This window comes from Candidatus Planktophila sp. (assembly GCF_046070465.1).
In the GTDB taxonomy this organism is placed as follows: Bacteria; Actinomycetota; Actinomycetes; order Nanopelagicales; family Nanopelagicaceae; genus Planktophila.
Genome location: NZ_JBJTMK010000125.1, coordinates 1 through 15,270 on the forward strand (window position 1 = coordinate 1; position 15,270 = coordinate 15,270).

The 15,270-nt window shown below is 49.5% G+C and carries 12 protein-coding genes and 1 pseudogene; 2 read left to right on the forward strand and 11 right to left on the reverse strand.

Going from position 1 to position 15,270, the window contains the following annotated elements; genetic code table 11:
- Window positions 1–26 precede the first annotated feature (26 nt).
- From ACKOVI_RS05580 to ACKOVI_RS05620, 9 genes and pseudogenes are all read right to left on the reverse strand, one after another.
- Window positions 27–851 carry a hypothetical protein gene (locus ACKOVI_RS05580; protein WP_509603098.1) on the reverse strand — a complete coding sequence of 275 codons (825 nt, stop codon included), beginning with the start codon at window positions 849–851 and terminating at the stop codon, window positions 27–29.
- The gene (locus ACKOVI_RS05585) at window positions 851–1,753 is read right to left on the reverse strand and encodes a 5'-3' exonuclease (protein ID WP_509603099.1); all 903 of its coding nucleotides are present in this window, start codon (window positions 1,751–1,753) and stop codon (window positions 851–853) included. The genes ACKOVI_RS05580 and ACKOVI_RS05585 overlap by 1 nt, the downstream gene beginning before the upstream one ends.
- A complete protein-coding gene (locus tag ACKOVI_RS05590) occupies window positions 1,750–4,134 on the reverse strand; it encodes a DEAD/DEAH box helicase (protein ID WP_509603100.1) in 2,385 nt (794 codons plus the stop codon). The genes ACKOVI_RS05585 and ACKOVI_RS05590 overlap by 4 nt, the downstream gene beginning before the upstream one ends.
- Window positions 4,122–4,988 carry a diacylglycerol/lipid kinase family protein gene (locus tag ACKOVI_RS05595; protein WP_509603102.1) on the reverse strand — a complete coding sequence of 289 codons (867 nt, stop codon included), beginning with the start codon at window positions 4,986–4,988 and terminating at the stop codon, window positions 4,122–4,124. Before ACKOVI_RS05595 ends, ACKOVI_RS05590 begins: the two co-directional genes overlap by 13 nt.
- 12 nt (window positions 4,989–5,000) lie before the next feature.
- Window positions 5,001–5,843 carry a twin-arginine translocase subunit TatC gene (gene tatC / locus ACKOVI_RS05600; RefSeq protein WP_509603103.1) on the reverse strand — a complete coding sequence of 281 codons (843 nt, stop codon included), beginning with the start codon at window positions 5,841–5,843 and terminating at the stop codon, window positions 5,001–5,003.
- A 30-nt stretch (window positions 5,844–5,873) separates the two neighbouring features.
- Window positions 5,874–6,044: pseudogene (gene tatA, locus ACKOVI_RS05605) on the reverse strand (Sec-independent protein translocase subunit TatA); the annotation flags it as partial.
- A 65-nt stretch (window positions 6,045–6,109) separates the two neighbouring features.
- A complete protein-coding gene (locus ACKOVI_RS05610; RefSeq protein ID WP_509603105.1) occupies window positions 6,110–7,018 on the reverse strand; it encodes a helix-turn-helix transcriptional regulator in 909 nt (302 codons plus the stop codon).
- Entirely contained in the window at window positions 7,011–7,952 is a 942-nt protein-coding gene (locus ACKOVI_RS05615) for a helix-turn-helix transcriptional regulator (protein ID WP_509603106.1), read from the reverse strand. The genes ACKOVI_RS05610 and ACKOVI_RS05615 overlap by 8 nt, the downstream gene beginning before the upstream one ends.
- Window positions 7,936–8,802 (reverse strand): tRNA (adenine-N1)-methyltransferase, encoded by an 867-nt coding sequence (locus ACKOVI_RS05620; protein WP_509603107.1) that lies wholly within the window; start codon window positions 8,800–8,802, stop codon window positions 7,936–7,938. The genes ACKOVI_RS05615 and ACKOVI_RS05620 overlap by 17 nt, the downstream gene beginning before the upstream one ends.
- Window positions 8,803–8,862: 60 nt before the next feature.
- On the opposite strand from ACKOVI_RS05620, the gene ACKOVI_RS05625 reads away from it, so the two are divergent.
- Window positions 8,863–9,615 carry a RecB family exonuclease gene (locus ACKOVI_RS05625; RefSeq protein WP_509603108.1) on the forward strand — a complete coding sequence of 251 codons (753 nt, stop codon included), beginning with the start codon at window positions 8,863–8,865 and terminating at the stop codon, window positions 9,613–9,615.
- Here the strand turns inward: ACKOVI_RS05625 and metH are convergent.
- Window positions 9,612–13,070, reverse strand: coding sequence for a methionine synthase (gene metH, locus ACKOVI_RS05630; protein WP_509603138.1), 3,459 nt, complete (start codon window positions 13,068–13,070; stop codon window positions 9,612–9,614). The two genes, ACKOVI_RS05625 and metH, sit on opposite strands and share 4 nt — an antisense overlap.
- Window positions 13,071–13,153: 83 nt before the next feature.
- Here metH and ACKOVI_RS05635 point away from each other — a divergent pair, with 83 nt between their 5' ends.
- Window positions 13,154–14,032, forward strand: coding sequence for a PAC2 family protein (locus ACKOVI_RS05635; protein WP_509603110.1), 879 nt, complete (start codon window positions 13,154–13,156; stop codon window positions 14,030–14,032).
- On the opposite strand, the gene mshC is transcribed toward ACKOVI_RS05635, so the two are convergent.
- Window positions 14,029–15,270, reverse strand: a complete 1,242-nt coding sequence (gene mshC / locus ACKOVI_RS05640; RefSeq protein WP_509603111.1) for a cysteine--1-D-myo-inosityl 2-amino-2-deoxy-alpha-D-glucopyranoside ligase — start codon at window positions 15,268–15,270, stop codon at window positions 14,029–14,031. The genes ACKOVI_RS05635 and mshC overlap by 4 nt on opposite strands.

Genomic DNA, 15,270 nt, shown 5'->3' on the forward strand with positions numbered 1-15,270 from the left:
CTTAATAGTTTCCAGCGCAAGATAGTTCACGTATCCCTCTTCGCTTTTCTATCAAATCTAGTGATTCTGTCGTGGACCAATTCATTTGTTGGATCGATTCCATTTAACTTTCTCTCCGCGACGATGTTCTTTAGTGGATCCACATCTATCGCATTTTCAGGCCAGATGATCAAATCCTCACTACCGTCTCGATCACGTAAAGACGTTTTAATATGGAGGTCCAGCACAGCCTGTGCTCGGGCATTGAAATTCAAACCCCTTTCAGGTACTCCCCCTTGTATCGCTAAAACATTGAGCGAATCGACGGAGTGTGAGCTAGTAGGCGCTAATTGCGAGGCCACGAACAAAGTAAAGAGCAAGAGCGCAATTCTTCTATTGGGATGAAGGAGAAGATATGAGACCAGAAGAGTGATTCCCGAAAGCGCGGTAATACCAACCACACTCACGAGCGGAGAGTATGGAGAGTCGATTTGTGAAAATGCGATTCGAGTCCAGGCGAAACCTCCGAAAGGGATTCGTGACTTGAGAGATTCGCTCAGCAAAACCAAGAAGATGAAGAGTGGAGCGCTTCTGGATTTTCTAGCGAAGAACCCTAAGGGAAGAATATAGATAATTTGAAGCAGAGAGAGAAGAATCCATGGAATCGATCCAACAAATGAATTGGTCCACGAGAGAATCACCAGATTTGATAGAAAAGCGAAGAGGGATACGTGAACTATCTTGCGCTGGAAACTATTAAGAACCCAGAAAAGAAGTGCGTACGCAATCGGTGCAAAGAACCAGATTGCAACAGGTTCAAAACTTAAGGCGTAAAGAAGCGCTGCAAGAGAGGTGAGAAGTAAACCTTTCATTACCAACCGAGAGCAGAAATCAGACGATCCACGCTTGCGCCAAGACCGTACTCTTCCTTCATCTGGTAAATCTGAGAGAGATCTGTGGGCTTCTTCGGCATTGCGATATCCATAGAGGGCAATGCGACATCTCTTGCGCAATGAACAAGAGTTGGAGCAATTTTGAGGTACTCCTCGCCTGCGATGATCTTTTTAGCAAGCGCAGCAGGTAGAGCTTCGTGCCCGGCTTGAGCAGCAGCGAGTGCTTCATTTGTGGTGGCAAAATGGTTTGCAATGAGAGCCGCACCCTTTTCACCAATACCCTTAACACCGGGTAGGCCATCGGAAGGATCGCCGCGGAACATGGCAAAGAGTGCATAACGATCACCTGGGATTCCGTACTTATTAGCTACGAACTGGGTATCGACTAGATCGTGATTGGTGATTCCCTTTGCGAGGTAGACAACCTTGATATCGCGTTTATCATCAACAAGCTGGAAGAGATCGCGATCTCCAGTTACAACGCGAATCGGCCCCTTCTCATGTGTAGCAAAGGTAGCCATGACATCATCGGCTTCGTAATCGTCGACGCCCACCATAGGAATACCAAAGGCATCGATAAGATCAAGCAAGACAGGGATCTGCGGCGTGAGAGTCTCCGGCTCTTCCTCTTCATCGCTATCTACCTCGAGACGATTCGCCTTGTAATCAGGCCAGAGATCAACGCGCCATGAAGGTCGCCAATCCCCTTCGATACATGCAACTAAGCGATTTGGTGAATACATAGAAACCAATCGAGCTGTCATATCGAGGTATCCTCGGATTGCATTGACAGGCATTCCAGAAGGTGAAAGCAAGGTATCTGGCATGCCATAGTAAGCGCGATACCAGAGCGATGCACTGTCAAGAAGCATGAGAGTCATAATTCGCTCACCATATACGAGACCACTCCCCTATCGATGCGCTTTATTGCTTCTTTACACTGAGGTCGCAATTTATCTGAAGCGCCAGAAATTTGAGTCAGTAAATCTATGAGCTGCTTCATATTACGTACGAAATCTCCGACTGTCATATCACTGCCCTTGAGCACACTACTCAGTGAGTGACCACTGGCCCAGCGGTATGAGGCATAACAGAAACCAAAGTCAGGTTCCTTCTGAGTCTGAACACCAAAGTCCTCTTCGATATCTTCTAATTGGCTCCAGATAGAGGCAATCGAAGCAAGCGCATTAGCAACATTTTGATGCGGCATCTTTGGCGAATAGTTTTCACTGCCACGACTTTCATAGATCACTGTAGAGACTACTGAGACGAGTTCGGGCGCTGCCAGGTCATCAAGTACTCCATTTCTTATGGTCTCAGTGAGTAAAAGATCTGATTCAGCATAAATCTTGGCAAGAATTTTTCCTTGCTCAAGCGGCTTCTCACCCTCAATATATCCCAGATGATTCAAGACATCGCAGATGCGATCAAAAGTTTTCGCGATCACATGTGTGCGATTTTCTACACGTTCACGTAACCCAGCTGACTCGCGATTCAAACGAGCGGCACGCTCGGCAAATCGTGCATGTGTTTCCCGGTCGTTACATGAATGGCACTCATGTTGGCGCAATTGACGGCGCAATCTATCGAGTTCATTTTCCATATGCTGACGTTGACGATTATCGAATGTACGTCGACCGTCACGTTTGCTGAGAAGTCGTTCAGTATCCTTAATCTCCATGCGGATACTCGCATATTCTTCAAAGTTACCAAGATGACAAACAGCCATATCCAGTTGCTCTTTAGCTGCTAGATCATTCTTGCGAATCTGCTTCACCAGTCCGACAACAGCACGATCTGCTTGGAACTGAGCAAAAGATGATTCAAGACTTGTGCGTGCCCGCTCGCGACCAAATCGTGCAATTAGGTTGATGGACATGTTGTATGAAGGCGTGAAAGAGGATCTCAATGGATAGGTACGTGTTGATGCAAGACCGGCGGCAGTGGCTGAATCAACAGTAGGAGACCATAAAACGACCGCATTACCCTCTATGTCGATTCCGCGACGACCAGCGCGACCTGTGAGCTGTGTGTACTCCCCTGGCGTTATAGAGACATGACCTTCGCCATTCCACTTGGTTAACTTCTCTAAGACAACTGTTCGCGCTGGCATGTTAATTCCCAGTGCGAGCGTCTCAGTCGCAAAGACAGCCTTCACTAATCCTCGTTGGAAGAGATCTTCCACTGCACCCTTAAAACTCGGAAGCAGCCCCGCATGGTGAGCGGCAATTCCGCGCTCAAGTGCTAATAACCAATCTCGATAACCCAAAACCTCTAAATCTTCCTCAGCTATGTTCTGTGTGTATGCAGTTGCGGTATTAATAATCGCAAGACGCTCTTCTGCATTTGTCAGTTTGATACCCGCTTGCAGACACTGCTTGACGGCCGCATCGCATCCCGCACGTGAGAAGATAAAGGTAATTGCTGGTAAAAGATTCTCACGCTGCAACTTATCGATCACCTCATCACGGCTGAGGCGGTCTTCTTCATTGGAGAAGCGATCTCTTCTATGTCGTGGGGTTCGAACACGCTTTAGCGCCTGACGTTCTAGCCCGAGAATTTCCGGGTTGACTCGGCCTGGTTCGCTAAAGAGGTCGATAAGGCGATTGCCAATCAAGACATGTTGATAGAGCGGGATGGGGCGAACTTCGCTGACGATGACATCTGTCTGGCCACGAACTTCACCCAGCCATTCACCGAACTCTTCTGCGTTACTGACTGTCGCTGAAAGAGAGATTACTTGGACGCTCTCCATCAAGTGGATAAGAACTTCCTCCCAGACAGCGCCACGGAATTTATCTGCAAGGTAATGAACTTCATCCATCACCACTGCGCCAAGATTAAGCAAGGTCGATGAATTGGCATACAACATATTGCGCAAGACTTCTGTGGTCATCACCATGATGTCCGCATCTGAATTGATATTAGTATCACCGGTGAGAAGTCCCACGCGATCTTCACCAAAGCGCGCTACGAACTCGTGATACTTTTGATTGGAGAGCGCCTTGATAGGTGTTGTATAAAAACACTTCTTGCCTCGTGCCAGCGAACTAAAAGCAGCGAATTCTCCTACGACAGTCTTTCCGGCACCGGTGGGAGCGGCAACAAGGACCCCTCTGCCATCTTCCACTGCATGGCAGGCAACAATTTGAAATTCATCGAAACCGAAATCAAATTGCGCAATGAAGTCATTTGTAAGTGGGTGAGACGAACGCTTCTTTGCGGCTGCGTAACGCTCGGCAGGAGTGGCTACAGAATCCATGTGAGTCCCGCATCCTTGACGCATTCAGCTGAAATTGGTGCAGCTCCGATTCGTTCACCATCGGCATATGCGACGGCGCTTGCGGAAATAGTGACTTTATTGGCTCGCATCGAGCGCACTTGCGGATGATGGATATGAGAACCCGAATACACCTTCGGGAAAGTCTTTATGAATTCCGCCTTGCTTACGGGTTCGAGGATGACAACATCAAAGAGGCCATCATGAAGTTGAGCTTGAGGACAAACATTCATGCCACCCCCGTAGGACTTTCCATTGCCAATCGCAACTAACATGGCCTTAGTAGAAAAGGTCTTGGCATCGCAGGTAATCTCATATTCGATGGGCCTGAACTTTGGAAGTTCGAGGGCGATAGCGACGTTATAGCGCTGAGGTCCCTTAGGCCATTTCAACTTATTTGCACGTTCGTTGACGACCGAATCAAATCCTGTCGAAAGGATTGCTCCGAACCATTCGGAATCTACATTTCCGAGATCGATTGGAGCTGGTTGGGATGAAATAACTCGTCTGAGAAGGGGCTCAATATCCGTCAGAGACCACCCCAGAGTTCGCACAAAGTCATTGCCTGTACCGGCTGGAACAATTGCAAATGGCACATGTCGAGGTACGCACACTTGCAATACGAGATGAGCCAAGCCATCTCCCCCGACCGCGATTACACCTTGATACTTCGATGAATCGAGTTCATTGGAGAGTAATCGAAGCAGTTCTTCTGCGCTACTAGCAGCAAGAGATTGGTAATCAACGCCAGCAGAAGCGAGAAAAGATGTGACATGAGATGCAACGATAGCCCCTCTCCCGTTTCCGGAATGAGGGTTGATCGCAATCAGCCACATACGACAAACTCCTTATGTATCTGGTTGATCGATTGGAGCTGCCGACTCGATCGGAGCTGCCGGAAGAATCGCTCCTTCACCGCCTTCGCTCTCTTTGAAACTCTTTGCACGTCTGCGGTCATTGAGAAGTGCGATACCGCCTGCCATAAAGTAGAGAGCAATCAACGGAACTGCGAGCAGCAACATTGATAGTGGATCAGCACTAGGCGTGAAGCCTGCGATAAAGAGAGTGATACCAAAAATCCAAAGACGCCACGGTTTGAGGATGGCCTTACCGCTTAAGAAGCCGATGAAGTTAAAGGTCACCAAGAAGACAGGAAGTTCGAAGGCGATTCCGAAGAGAAGAATGACGCGAAGAACGAAATCAAGGTAATCGTCGAACTTCACAAGGTTCGAGAGAGCATTAGGGGTAAAGCCAAAGAGAACTCGTATAGCGATCGGAAGGATGATGTAACCGAGAGTTGCACCAGCTGCGAAGAAGGGGGTCGCTGCAACAAAGAATGCGATGGAGTTTCGCTTCTCCTTGCGGTGAAGAGCAGGTGCGATAAAGGCCCAGAGCTGATAGAGCCAGATCGGCGCCATCACTATCACTCCCGTAAGGAGAGCGACCTTAATCTGCAGATTGAGGGGACCGAGGACGCCGTTGATGTAGAGCGAACCACAATGTGTTGCCCCCTGCTGCTGCGCCTTCTTGAGGTCGCAGACAGGTTCGGCTAACTTCGTGATAATTGGGTTATAGAGAATCCAACCAAAGACAAATCCCACCATGATTGCGATGGAAGATTTCACTACACGTCGGCGCAGCTCGCGTAAATGTTCGATAAGCGGCATGCGACCGCCATCTGGGGTCGCCATAAGAGATTACTTCTCTGAAGAGTCTTCGCTCTTGCCAGTATCGCCAGGCTCGTCACTCTTCATCTCCTTCATTTCAGACTTGAAGATGCGCATAGAGCGACCTAAAGAGCGAGCTGAATCAGGAAGACGCTTAGCGCCAAAGAGAACAGTGACGACGATGAGAAGCAGAAGAATGTGGCTTGGCTCGCGTAGGAATGGCATGTCAGTGGCTCCTTGAGGTGAAGTAGTACGTTCTTTACGGGCACACGCTATCGCAAGTAAGCGCTCTATGGAGCGTAGAGGGCGAGAATATTGGCCAAGTCACTTGATATTTCCTGGCGAAGTTGCGCCGGCTTGAGAAGTGCCAAATCGGGAGAATAGGCCGTTACGGCCCTACGAACCCATTGCGGAGAGAAGATCTCAATGGCGAGCTCTCCCCCGCGAGGGATATCTGAGACTCCGAGCAGTTCGGCTATGGCTCTCTCTGAGCCGCTGACCTTGAAGAGAACCTCGCCAACTTCCTCTTTCGACTCTGCAATTGTTCTGGCGCTCGCCGGAGTCGCGAGAATTGTGAGCGATTGAATTCGATCAAGACGGAAGTTGCGCTGGCCATTCTGCATGTGACAGAAGGCTATGAGATAGGTGTGACCGTTCTCAACGTATACCTCAAGTGGATCCACAGTGCGAATCGTGAGTTCATCCTTAACTGGCGAGAGGTAGTTCAACTCGACAACTTGACGTGATGCGATTGCCTTATGAATAGCTGCAAGATGGGCGGTGCTCTCTGAGTTATGAACTTCAATGGACTCACCGATGAGACTACGCAATTGTGCGATGAGCTCATCGATCGTGGCAATCACTCGGCAATCGTGATCGGCTGCGCTATCGCGAAGAATTTCCAGACCAATGAGAAGCGACGCCACCTCTAGAGAGGTAAGTGCTCGAGGAATATCTAATGCCTCATGGTTATTGATGGTAACAAAACCAGTGTCGAAGAAAATTTCAATCAATTCGTAAGGGGTATATCCCGGTAGTCCACACATAGAGAGGGCGGTAAGTTCATTCGCCATCTCCTTCTCAGTGACATTAAACTCGGTAGCAAGTTCCTTCAGTGAGATGTGAGAATGTGTCGAGAGATAGGGAACTAAATCGAGCAGTCGTGAAACCTCTTGTATCGGCGCAGTTAATTTAGCCATGATTGGCCACCGCCTTGTTCAGGATCGAGACAATCTTTGCGCGTAATTCCACCGGTTCAAGAATGTATGCATTCTCCCCTGCCCAGAGAACTTCACGAATAATCTGAGCATCACTTCGATACTGAATTTCAGCCACATCCCATTCTGCATCGAGTTCGCTTACAGTGGCTTCTGAGCGCAGGGTGGCGCCCTTTCCCTTTCGGATTGCAACTCGCGCTACCGATACATCATCTGATTCACGAAGTTCCATGGCATCGAGAGCTTCTATATCAACAGTGAAGGCACCCGCATTTCCCTTAACGGAGACTGCGGATGCGAAGCGATCTAGCCGGAAAGTGCGAAGCCCTTCCTTGGCTTTATCCATAGCGATGAGATACCAATATCCGCGTGAGTTTGAGAGTCGATAGGGCTCAACAGTTCGAAGAGAGATAGAGAGATCCTCGCCGCGATATTCAAAAGCGACCACGCGCTTCTCTGTGATAGCCTCAATGAGCTCTGCAATCTGTTCGGGAACGTCACCGGGAATTGAAGTGATATTGACGATTGCGTCAATATCGGAATCTATTCCGAGTGATTTCAATTTGCGAAGTCCGGATTGAGCAGAACTACCGAGCGCAGCTTCACGCCAGAGTTTGCTCGCCTGGGAAAGAAGTGCAATGGAGGTTGCATCAAGATCCGAAAGTTGAAGTGCATAATGTTCGGGCTTGATTCGATAACCGGCCTCATCTTCGAAGAGAGGATCAAAGGTTCCGAGCTCTATATTGATACCGAGTGAGCGAAGGTCTTCCTTATCTCGTTCGAACATACGATCTTTAGCCTCAGGGTCTCCTGAGTAACCAGCTACGTTCTTAAAGATCTCAGCTTTGGTGAGATATCTCTTTGTGGCAAGTAGTGCGATGGTGAGGTTAACTAGCCTCTCACTCTTCCGAGACACCGTATGCGCCCTTTGCTGGACGTCGGCGTCGCGGAAGCACATCGACACCTGGTGCCATACGTCGTGACTGAATCAGAAAACCTGTGTGGCCAATCATGCGCTGCTGTGGTCGTACAGCAAGTCCTTCATGGTGCCATCCACGAACCATAGTCTCTGAGCTTTCTGGCTCAGTAAATCGACCATCTTCCTTGAGCGCCTCTGCGGTCGCTGAAAGCTGTGTTGTGGTTGCAACGTAGGCCAGGAAGACGCCACCCGGGCGCAGCACTTCTGCAGCCATTGCCACACACTCCCATGGCGCCAACATATCGAGAACAACTCGATCGAATCCTTCAGAAAATTCTTGATCCTGAACTGAACCGACATCGAGCTTCCAATTGCTCGGTGTTTCTACAAAATAATCAGCAACGTTGGCCGAGGCTATCTTCGCAAAATCATCCCGGCGCTCGACGCTATGCACAAAACCATCTCTTCCGACAGCGCGCAGAAGTGACAGAGTAAGTGCGCCGCTTCCTACGCCTGCTTCGAGAACTCGAGCACCAGGATAGATATCAGCTACACCAACGATCATCGCTGCATCCTTGGGATAGACGATTGTGGCGCCACGAGGCATCGAAAGAACATAATCTGCCAGTAGAGGAATAAATGCGGTGAATTTCAGGCCAGCGGTTGTGCTGACGACAGAGCCTTCAGGCAATCCGATGAGGTCATCGTGAGTAATCCACCCTTTATGTGTGTGCCACTCCTTGCCGGGCGTAATCGTGAAGCTATAGAGCTTTCCTTTGGGATCGGTGAGCTGAACTCGATCGCCGGCTTTGAAGTAGCCGCTACCTTGATGAGGAGTCTGAGACACGTGGAGCATCTTAGGCGAGATAACGCCTACGTCCTACATATGACGGGTTAGGGTCGCGATATGGACCAGTTACGTCTCTCCCCCAGCCGCGTCAATGATTTCACCAACTGTCCGCAGCTCTATAAATATCGTGCAATTCTCAATCTCCCTGAGCAAATTAGCCTCGATGCAGAACGCGGAAAATTGGTGCATGCTGTTTTGGAGGATCTCTTTGAACTTCCACGTGCAGAACGCAACCATGAAAGCGCACTCTCAATTCTTCCTCACGCGTGGGAGAAGCAGCTGACAGAGAAACCAGAGTTGGCTGAGCTCATTACAAGCCAGCAAGAGTGGATGGATCGCGCATCATCGCTCCTGCAATCATATTTTGGACTTGAAGATCCCACCGCTTTTGATTCCTCTTATCGCGAACTTCACTTGGAGCAGAATTTCACAGATCAGATTTATCTCCATGGCTATGTAGATCGTTTAGATATAGCACCAACGGGCGAAGTACGTATCGTCGATTATAAAACTGGAAAGGCACCTAAACCTGGATGGGAGGAGAAAGCGCTCTTTCAATTGCGAGTCTATGCACTCTTGTATTGGCGCAACGAGGGCGTGCTTCCCCGGTTACTTCAATTGCTCTATTTGGGTGATGGAAAGACGGTAAAGAGTTCGCCCAGCGAGAAGGAACTCGAGGCTACCGAACGCATTGTGCGCAATATCGGTGACGAGATCTTGACCGCAATAGATACAGATTTCTTTCCCACTAAGAAGAGCCGGCTCTGCGATTGGTGTTCATTTAAGAACATCTGCCCCGCACACAATTAATTTGCGTTGAAGTACTTTGCTTCTGGGTGATGCACGATAATCGCAGAGGTTGACTGCTCTGGATGAAGCTGGAACTCTTCCGATAGGTTGACGCCAATACGCTCTGGCTCTAGAAGCTCGCAGAGTTGCACTTGTTGTTCGATATCGGGGCATGCCGGATAACCAAATGAGTAACGCGATCCACGGTATCCCTGATCAAGAATTCCTTGTAGATCTGGTGCATCATGATCTCGAAGAGAGAATTCTTCGCGCACGCGAGCGTGCCAGTGCTCTGCAAGCGCTTCGGTAAGTTGTACGGAGAGACCGTGAAGCTCGAGGTACTCGCGATAATTATTAGCCTCAAACAATTTATTAGCGGCTTGGCTGACGGTATTTCCCATGGTCACTACATGGAATGCAACAACGTCGGTCTTACCTGAATCTTTAGCGGCAAAGAAGTCTGCGATGCAGAGTCTGCGATCTCGACGTTGACGAGGGAAGGAGAAACGTGTGCGTTCTTGACCTTTGAGTGGTCCTTCATGGTGCAAAATCACGAGGTCATTACCATCGCTGACACATGGGAAGTATCCGTAGACAACGGCTGCCTCGAGCCAACCATTAGATTGAACTTCATTGAGAAGTGCGCGAAGGCGTGGGCGTCCTTCTTCTTCCACCATCTTCTCGTATTCTCCACGTGCCCCCTTAAGGCCCCATTGGCCTACAAATAGTGCGCGTTCATCGAGCATGCCAACGTAGTCAGCGAGAGGAATTCCCTTGACGATACGTGAGCCAAAGAATGGTGCGGAAGGAATTTCAATATCAACTGCAACATCGCTCCGCGTCGTATCGTCTGTAGCGATATCGGCGTTACGAGAGACTGGCTTTACTCGACGTTGACGTAATTCCGGGAGCGTTGCTCCAGGTTCACCCCGCTTTACCGCCATAATCGCATCCATAAGGCGAAGACCTTCAAAAGCATCACGCGCATAACGAACTTCCCCAGGGAAGACAGATGAGAGATCTTCTTCGACGAATGCGCGAGTAAGAGCTGCTCCCCCAAGAACAATCGGCCACTTCTGGTCTAAACCTCGCGCCGTAATCTCCTCGAGGTTCTCCTTCATGACAACGGTTGATTTCACAAGAAGGCCGCTCATGCCAACTGCATCGACATCATTTTCGAGCGCTGCATCAATAATCTGGTTAGCAGTCTGCTTGATACCAATATTGACTACGCGGTAACCGTTGTTAGAGAGAATGATGTCGACAAGGTTCTTTCCGATGTCGTGAACATCGCCCTTGACGGTTGCAAGCAGCATAGTGCCGCGACCGCCTTCATCAGTCTTCTCCATAAAAGGTTCAAGATAAGCAACTGCTGTCTTCATGACCTCTGCGCTCTGAAGAACAAAGGGCAGTTGCATCTCACCTTTACCGAAGAGTTCGCCGACAACCTTCATGCCCTCGAGGAGATGGTCGTTAATGATGGCAAGTGGCTTCACTCCTTGTGCCATTGCAGTGTCAAGATCATCGCTCAAGCCAACCTTTTCACCATCGATAATCCGTCGCTGAAGGCGTTCTTCCAATGGAAGTTCCGCGAGCTCTGCCGCACGTGTCTGACGTGAAGCTGCTAATTCGACTCCTTCAAAGAGCTGCAGAAATTCTGATAGCGGATCGTAAGTGCATTGATCGCCGTCGAATGTGCGGCGGTCATAGATAAGATCGAGCGCAACCTCTAGTTGTCGCGGCTCAATACGTGCAATTGGCATAATTTTTGATGGATGAACGATTGCGGATGTAAGCCCAACCTGCGCACATTCATGTAAGAAGACAGAGTTGAGCACGACACGAGCAGCCGGATTGAGGCCAAATGAGACGTTACTGACGCCGAGCGTTGTCTGTACCGCAGGGAACTTTTCTTTGAGGGTCTTGATGGCATTGATAGTTTCAAGTCCATCGCGACGAGTCTCTTCTTGTCCAGTCGCGATTGGGAAGGTCAATGCATCAATCATGATGTCACCCATGGCAATTCCCCAGTTTGAGGTGAGATCTTCAATGAGGCGAGTAGCAACCCGTACCTTCCATTCGGCGGTTCGTGCCTGACCTTCTTCATCAATCGTGAGGGCTACAACGGCCGATCCATGTTCTTTGACTAGCGGCATGATGCGCGCAAAGCGCGATGTGGGTCCATCTCCATCTTCATAGTTGACGGAATTGATAACGCATCGACCACCCAGTGATTCAAGTCCAGCTTTAAGAACATTGGGTTCAGTGGAGTCGAGCATGATAGGTAGAGTTGATGCCGTCGCAAAACGTGAAGCAATTTCCTGCATATCGCGCGCGCCGTCGCGACCAACATAGTCAACGCTCAAATCGAGAACGTGAGCGCCATCGCGAATTTGATCACGAGCGATTTCTACGCAACTCTGCCAATCTTCGGCAACGAGTGCCTCTCGGAATGCTTTGGAACCATTGGCATTGGTGCGCTCACCAATAGCAAGGTATGACGCATCTTGATCGAAAGGTACATACTGATAGAGCGATGAAACTCCGGGCGCTGCTTCGACGTTACGGACCTTTGGAGTTCGGTTGGAAATCTTTTCTACAACTGCTGCAAGATGATCCGGTGTAGTTCCACAACATCCACCTATGAGCGAAAGGCCATAGTCATTGACGAAGGTACTGAGAGCTTCTGCAAGATCTTTGGCTGAGAGCGGATAGGTGGCACCATCAGGACCCAGAATTGGAAGTCCAGCATTTGGCATCACAGAAATTGCAACCTGAGCATTCTTTGATAGATAGCGAAGATGTTCTGACATCTCAGCAGGACCAGTTGCGCAGTTCAATCCGATGAGATCGATATCGAGCGGTTCAAGTGCATTGAGGGCTGCTCCGATTTCGGAGCCTAGAAGCATTGTGCCTGTTGTTTCGACGGTGACCTGTGCAATCAAAATTACATCACGATCAAGCGAGTCCAGTACTTCTCGTGCACCATTGACAGCGGCTTTCGCTTGGAGAAGATCCTGAGTAGTCTCAATGAGAAGTGCATCGGCGCCGGCATCTACGAGACCTTGAGATGCGATTTTGTAAGCTTCTTTGAGATGGCTGTAGGTGGTATGTCCAAGAGTAGGAAGTTTTGTCCCTGGACCAAGTGAACCAAGAACGAAACGTGGTTTCTCTGAAGTCGAAAATGCATCAGCTGCTTCTCGTGCAATGTTTGCGCCAGCGTATGCAAGCTCGTAGATGCGATCTTCAATTCCGTACTCCGCAAGGTTTGCCCAGTTTGCTCCAAAGGTATTTGTTTCGACAGCATCTACGCCAACAGAGAGGTACGCATCGTGCACTGAACGAACGATGTCTGGCCGGGTGATATTGAGAATTTCATTGCAGCCTTCGTGGTTCTGGAAGTCGTCGAGCGTCGGATTTGCGGCCTGCAGCATTGTTCCCATTGCGCCGTCGGCGATGATGACGCGTTCGAGCATTGCCGCGCGCAGAAGGCCATCGCGCTTGCGTTGGGATTGCTCAGAACTCGTCACGGAGAGGAGGTTACCGTAAGGTGTCACTCGTGGAGATTCATCAGATTCCAAACCTTCGCTCACCCATCATGGTGATTGCATTTGGTGGCTGGAGCGATGCCGGTGAAGCGGCAACAGGCGTTATTAGCCACCTCCTCTCTACCTTTTCCAGTGATACAGACTCATCAGAGTTTGCACCTGAACTCATCGCTGAATTTGATTCAGAAGATTTCTATGATTTCCAAGTAAATCGTCCTTTGATCTTTGTCGATGACTCAATGATTCGAAGCCTTACCTGGCCGGGAGTCCAAATTTTCGGTCTTCGAAACCCACATGGCGAACGTGATTTTGTAGTTGTTCGTGGAGTTGAACCTAGTATGCGATGGCGCGGATTTGCTTCACAGCTTCTTGATCTCACCGATGATCTGGAAGTTGAACTCGTCATCACCCTCGGATCGATGTTGGCCGATACTCCACATACTCGCGCCATTCCAGTCTCTGGTACTGGCGCACATCCTGATATCGCAGCACGTCTTGGCGTGGAGGTAAGTCGCTATGAAGGCCCGACAGGAATTCTCGCCGTCATCCAGGATGGTTGTGTTCGCCGTGGATTGGATGCGGTTGCACTATGGGCAGCTGTTCCACACTATGCAAATGCGAGCCCTTCCCCCAAGGCGACTCTCGCACTAGTAAATGGTCTAGAAGATTTCCTTGAGATCAATCTCCCCCAAGGCGACTTACATGAACAGGCTCGCATATGGGAGAACTCAGTCAACGCAATGGTGAAGGAAGACTCTGATATCGAGGAGTACATCAAGACTCTTGAAGAGTCGAAAGATGCCAATGAAATTTCAGATGACTCTGGTGAAGAGCTTGCGCGTGAGGTTGAAAGATTCCTTCGACGCCAAAACAATACAAACGAAAACTAAAGCGCAAGTCCCAGCAAGCTATCGATCGCCCGTGATAATTCCCCGGCGCTTCCTCCGGTAGAACCTTCTTCGCAGCGGTGAATCCAAGCTTTGAGTGTCGCAAGAGATTTAGCGGTATTGAGGTTATCCGATTGCGCACTGATGACATCTTGAATCACGGGATCAGTAGGCGCAGTCTCCATCATAGAGAGAGCTCGACGTAATCGAACTATCCAATCTTCTGAGGTTGAAAGAAGTTCGGCCGACCATGAGCGATCGGTTGAGTAATGAGATTCCATTAACGCCCATCGAATAGCCATCGGATCTGTGCCCGCTGCGACTAACTTAGATACAAATACAAGATTTCCGAGAGACTTGCTCATCTTCACGCCATCAAGTGCAATCATTCCCGCATGCACATAATGACTTGCAAACTCTCGCCCTTCTAGAATTTCAGCCTGCGCAGCTGACATTTCGTGGTGCGGGAAGATTAAATCACTTCCACCGCCTTGGATATCGATTGAGGTGCTATCGCCTTCTTCTGGTTGCAGGTAATGCAATGCGATTGCACAGCATTCAATATGCCAGCCAGGTCGACCATCCCCTTGGGTGCTTGGCCAGGAAGGTTCGCCCTCTCGGTGAGCGAGCCAGAGAAGCGCATCTAGTGGATCCTTCTTACCTTCGCGCTGTGGATCGCCCCCGCGCTCTTGAAAAATCGAGAGCATCTCATCGTGAGCGAGATGGGAACGAGACCCGAATTTCTTATCTGCGTGAACAGAGAAATAGAGATCATTGTCGACTGAGTAAGTGCTTCCACGTTCTGACAATTGAGAAATAGCCGAAGTAACGAGATCCATTGCCTCAACTACGCCGATGTAGTGATCTGGTGGAAGCACGTGGAGATTGACCATATCTCCTCGGAATAGCTCAATCTGCGACTGGGCAAGTTCTCTCCAATCAACGCGGTCCCGATTAGCACGTTCAAGCAAAGGATCGTCGATGTCGGTAATATTTTGAACAAAGCGAACCTGCGCACCACGTGCACGGAGATAGCGGTGAGCTAAGTCAAAGGTGAGATAGGTAGCAGCATGCCCTAAATGGGTCGCATCGTATGGAGTAATTCCACACACATAGATTCGATAGAGATTCTTGTTGGGTAGTGGAAACTTTCCTGCGCGCGCCGTATCCCACAATGAGAGTTCGGGTAGAGCAAATCGCTTATCGAGCGGCGGTATCGCAACGGTTGCCCAAGATTTCAT

What these genes read in the sequence shown, in the direction of transcription:
- ACKOVI_RS05580 (WP_509603098.1), bottom strand. Translation starts at nt 851, where the DNA reads ATGAAAGGTTTACTTCTCACCTCTCTTGCAGCGCTTCTTTACGCCTTA.
- ACKOVI_RS05585 (WP_509603099.1), bottom strand. Translation starts at nt 1,753, where the DNA reads ATGACTCTCATGCTTCTTGACAGTGCATCGCTCTGGTATCGCGCTTAC.
- ACKOVI_RS05590 (WP_509603100.1), bottom strand. Translation starts at nt 4,134, where the DNA reads ATGGATTCTGTAGCCACTCCTGCCGAGCGTTACGCAGCCGCAAAGAAG.
- ACKOVI_RS05595 (WP_509603102.1), bottom strand. Translation starts at nt 4,988, where the DNA reads ATGTGGCTGATTGCGATCAACCCTCATTCCGGAAACGGGAGAGGGGCT.
- tatC (WP_509603103.1), bottom strand. Translation starts at nt 5,843, where the DNA reads ATGGCGACCCCAGATGGCGGTCGCATGCCGCTTATCGAACATTTACGC.
- ACKOVI_RS05610 (WP_509603105.1), bottom strand. Translation starts at nt 7,018, where the DNA reads ATGGCTAAATTAACTGCGCCGATACAAGAGGTTTCACGACTGCTCGAT.
- ACKOVI_RS05625 (WP_509603108.1), top strand. Translation starts at nt 8,863, where the DNA reads ATGGACCAGTTACGTCTCTCCCCCAGCCGCGTCAATGATTTCACCAAC.
- metH (WP_509603138.1), bottom strand. Translation starts at nt 13,070, where the DNA reads ATGCTCGAACGCGTCATCATCGCCGACGGCGCAATGGGAACAATGCTG.
- mshC (WP_509603111.1), bottom strand. Translation starts at nt 15,270, where the DNA reads ATGAAATCTTGGGCAACCGTTGCGATACCGCCGCTCGATAAGCGATTT.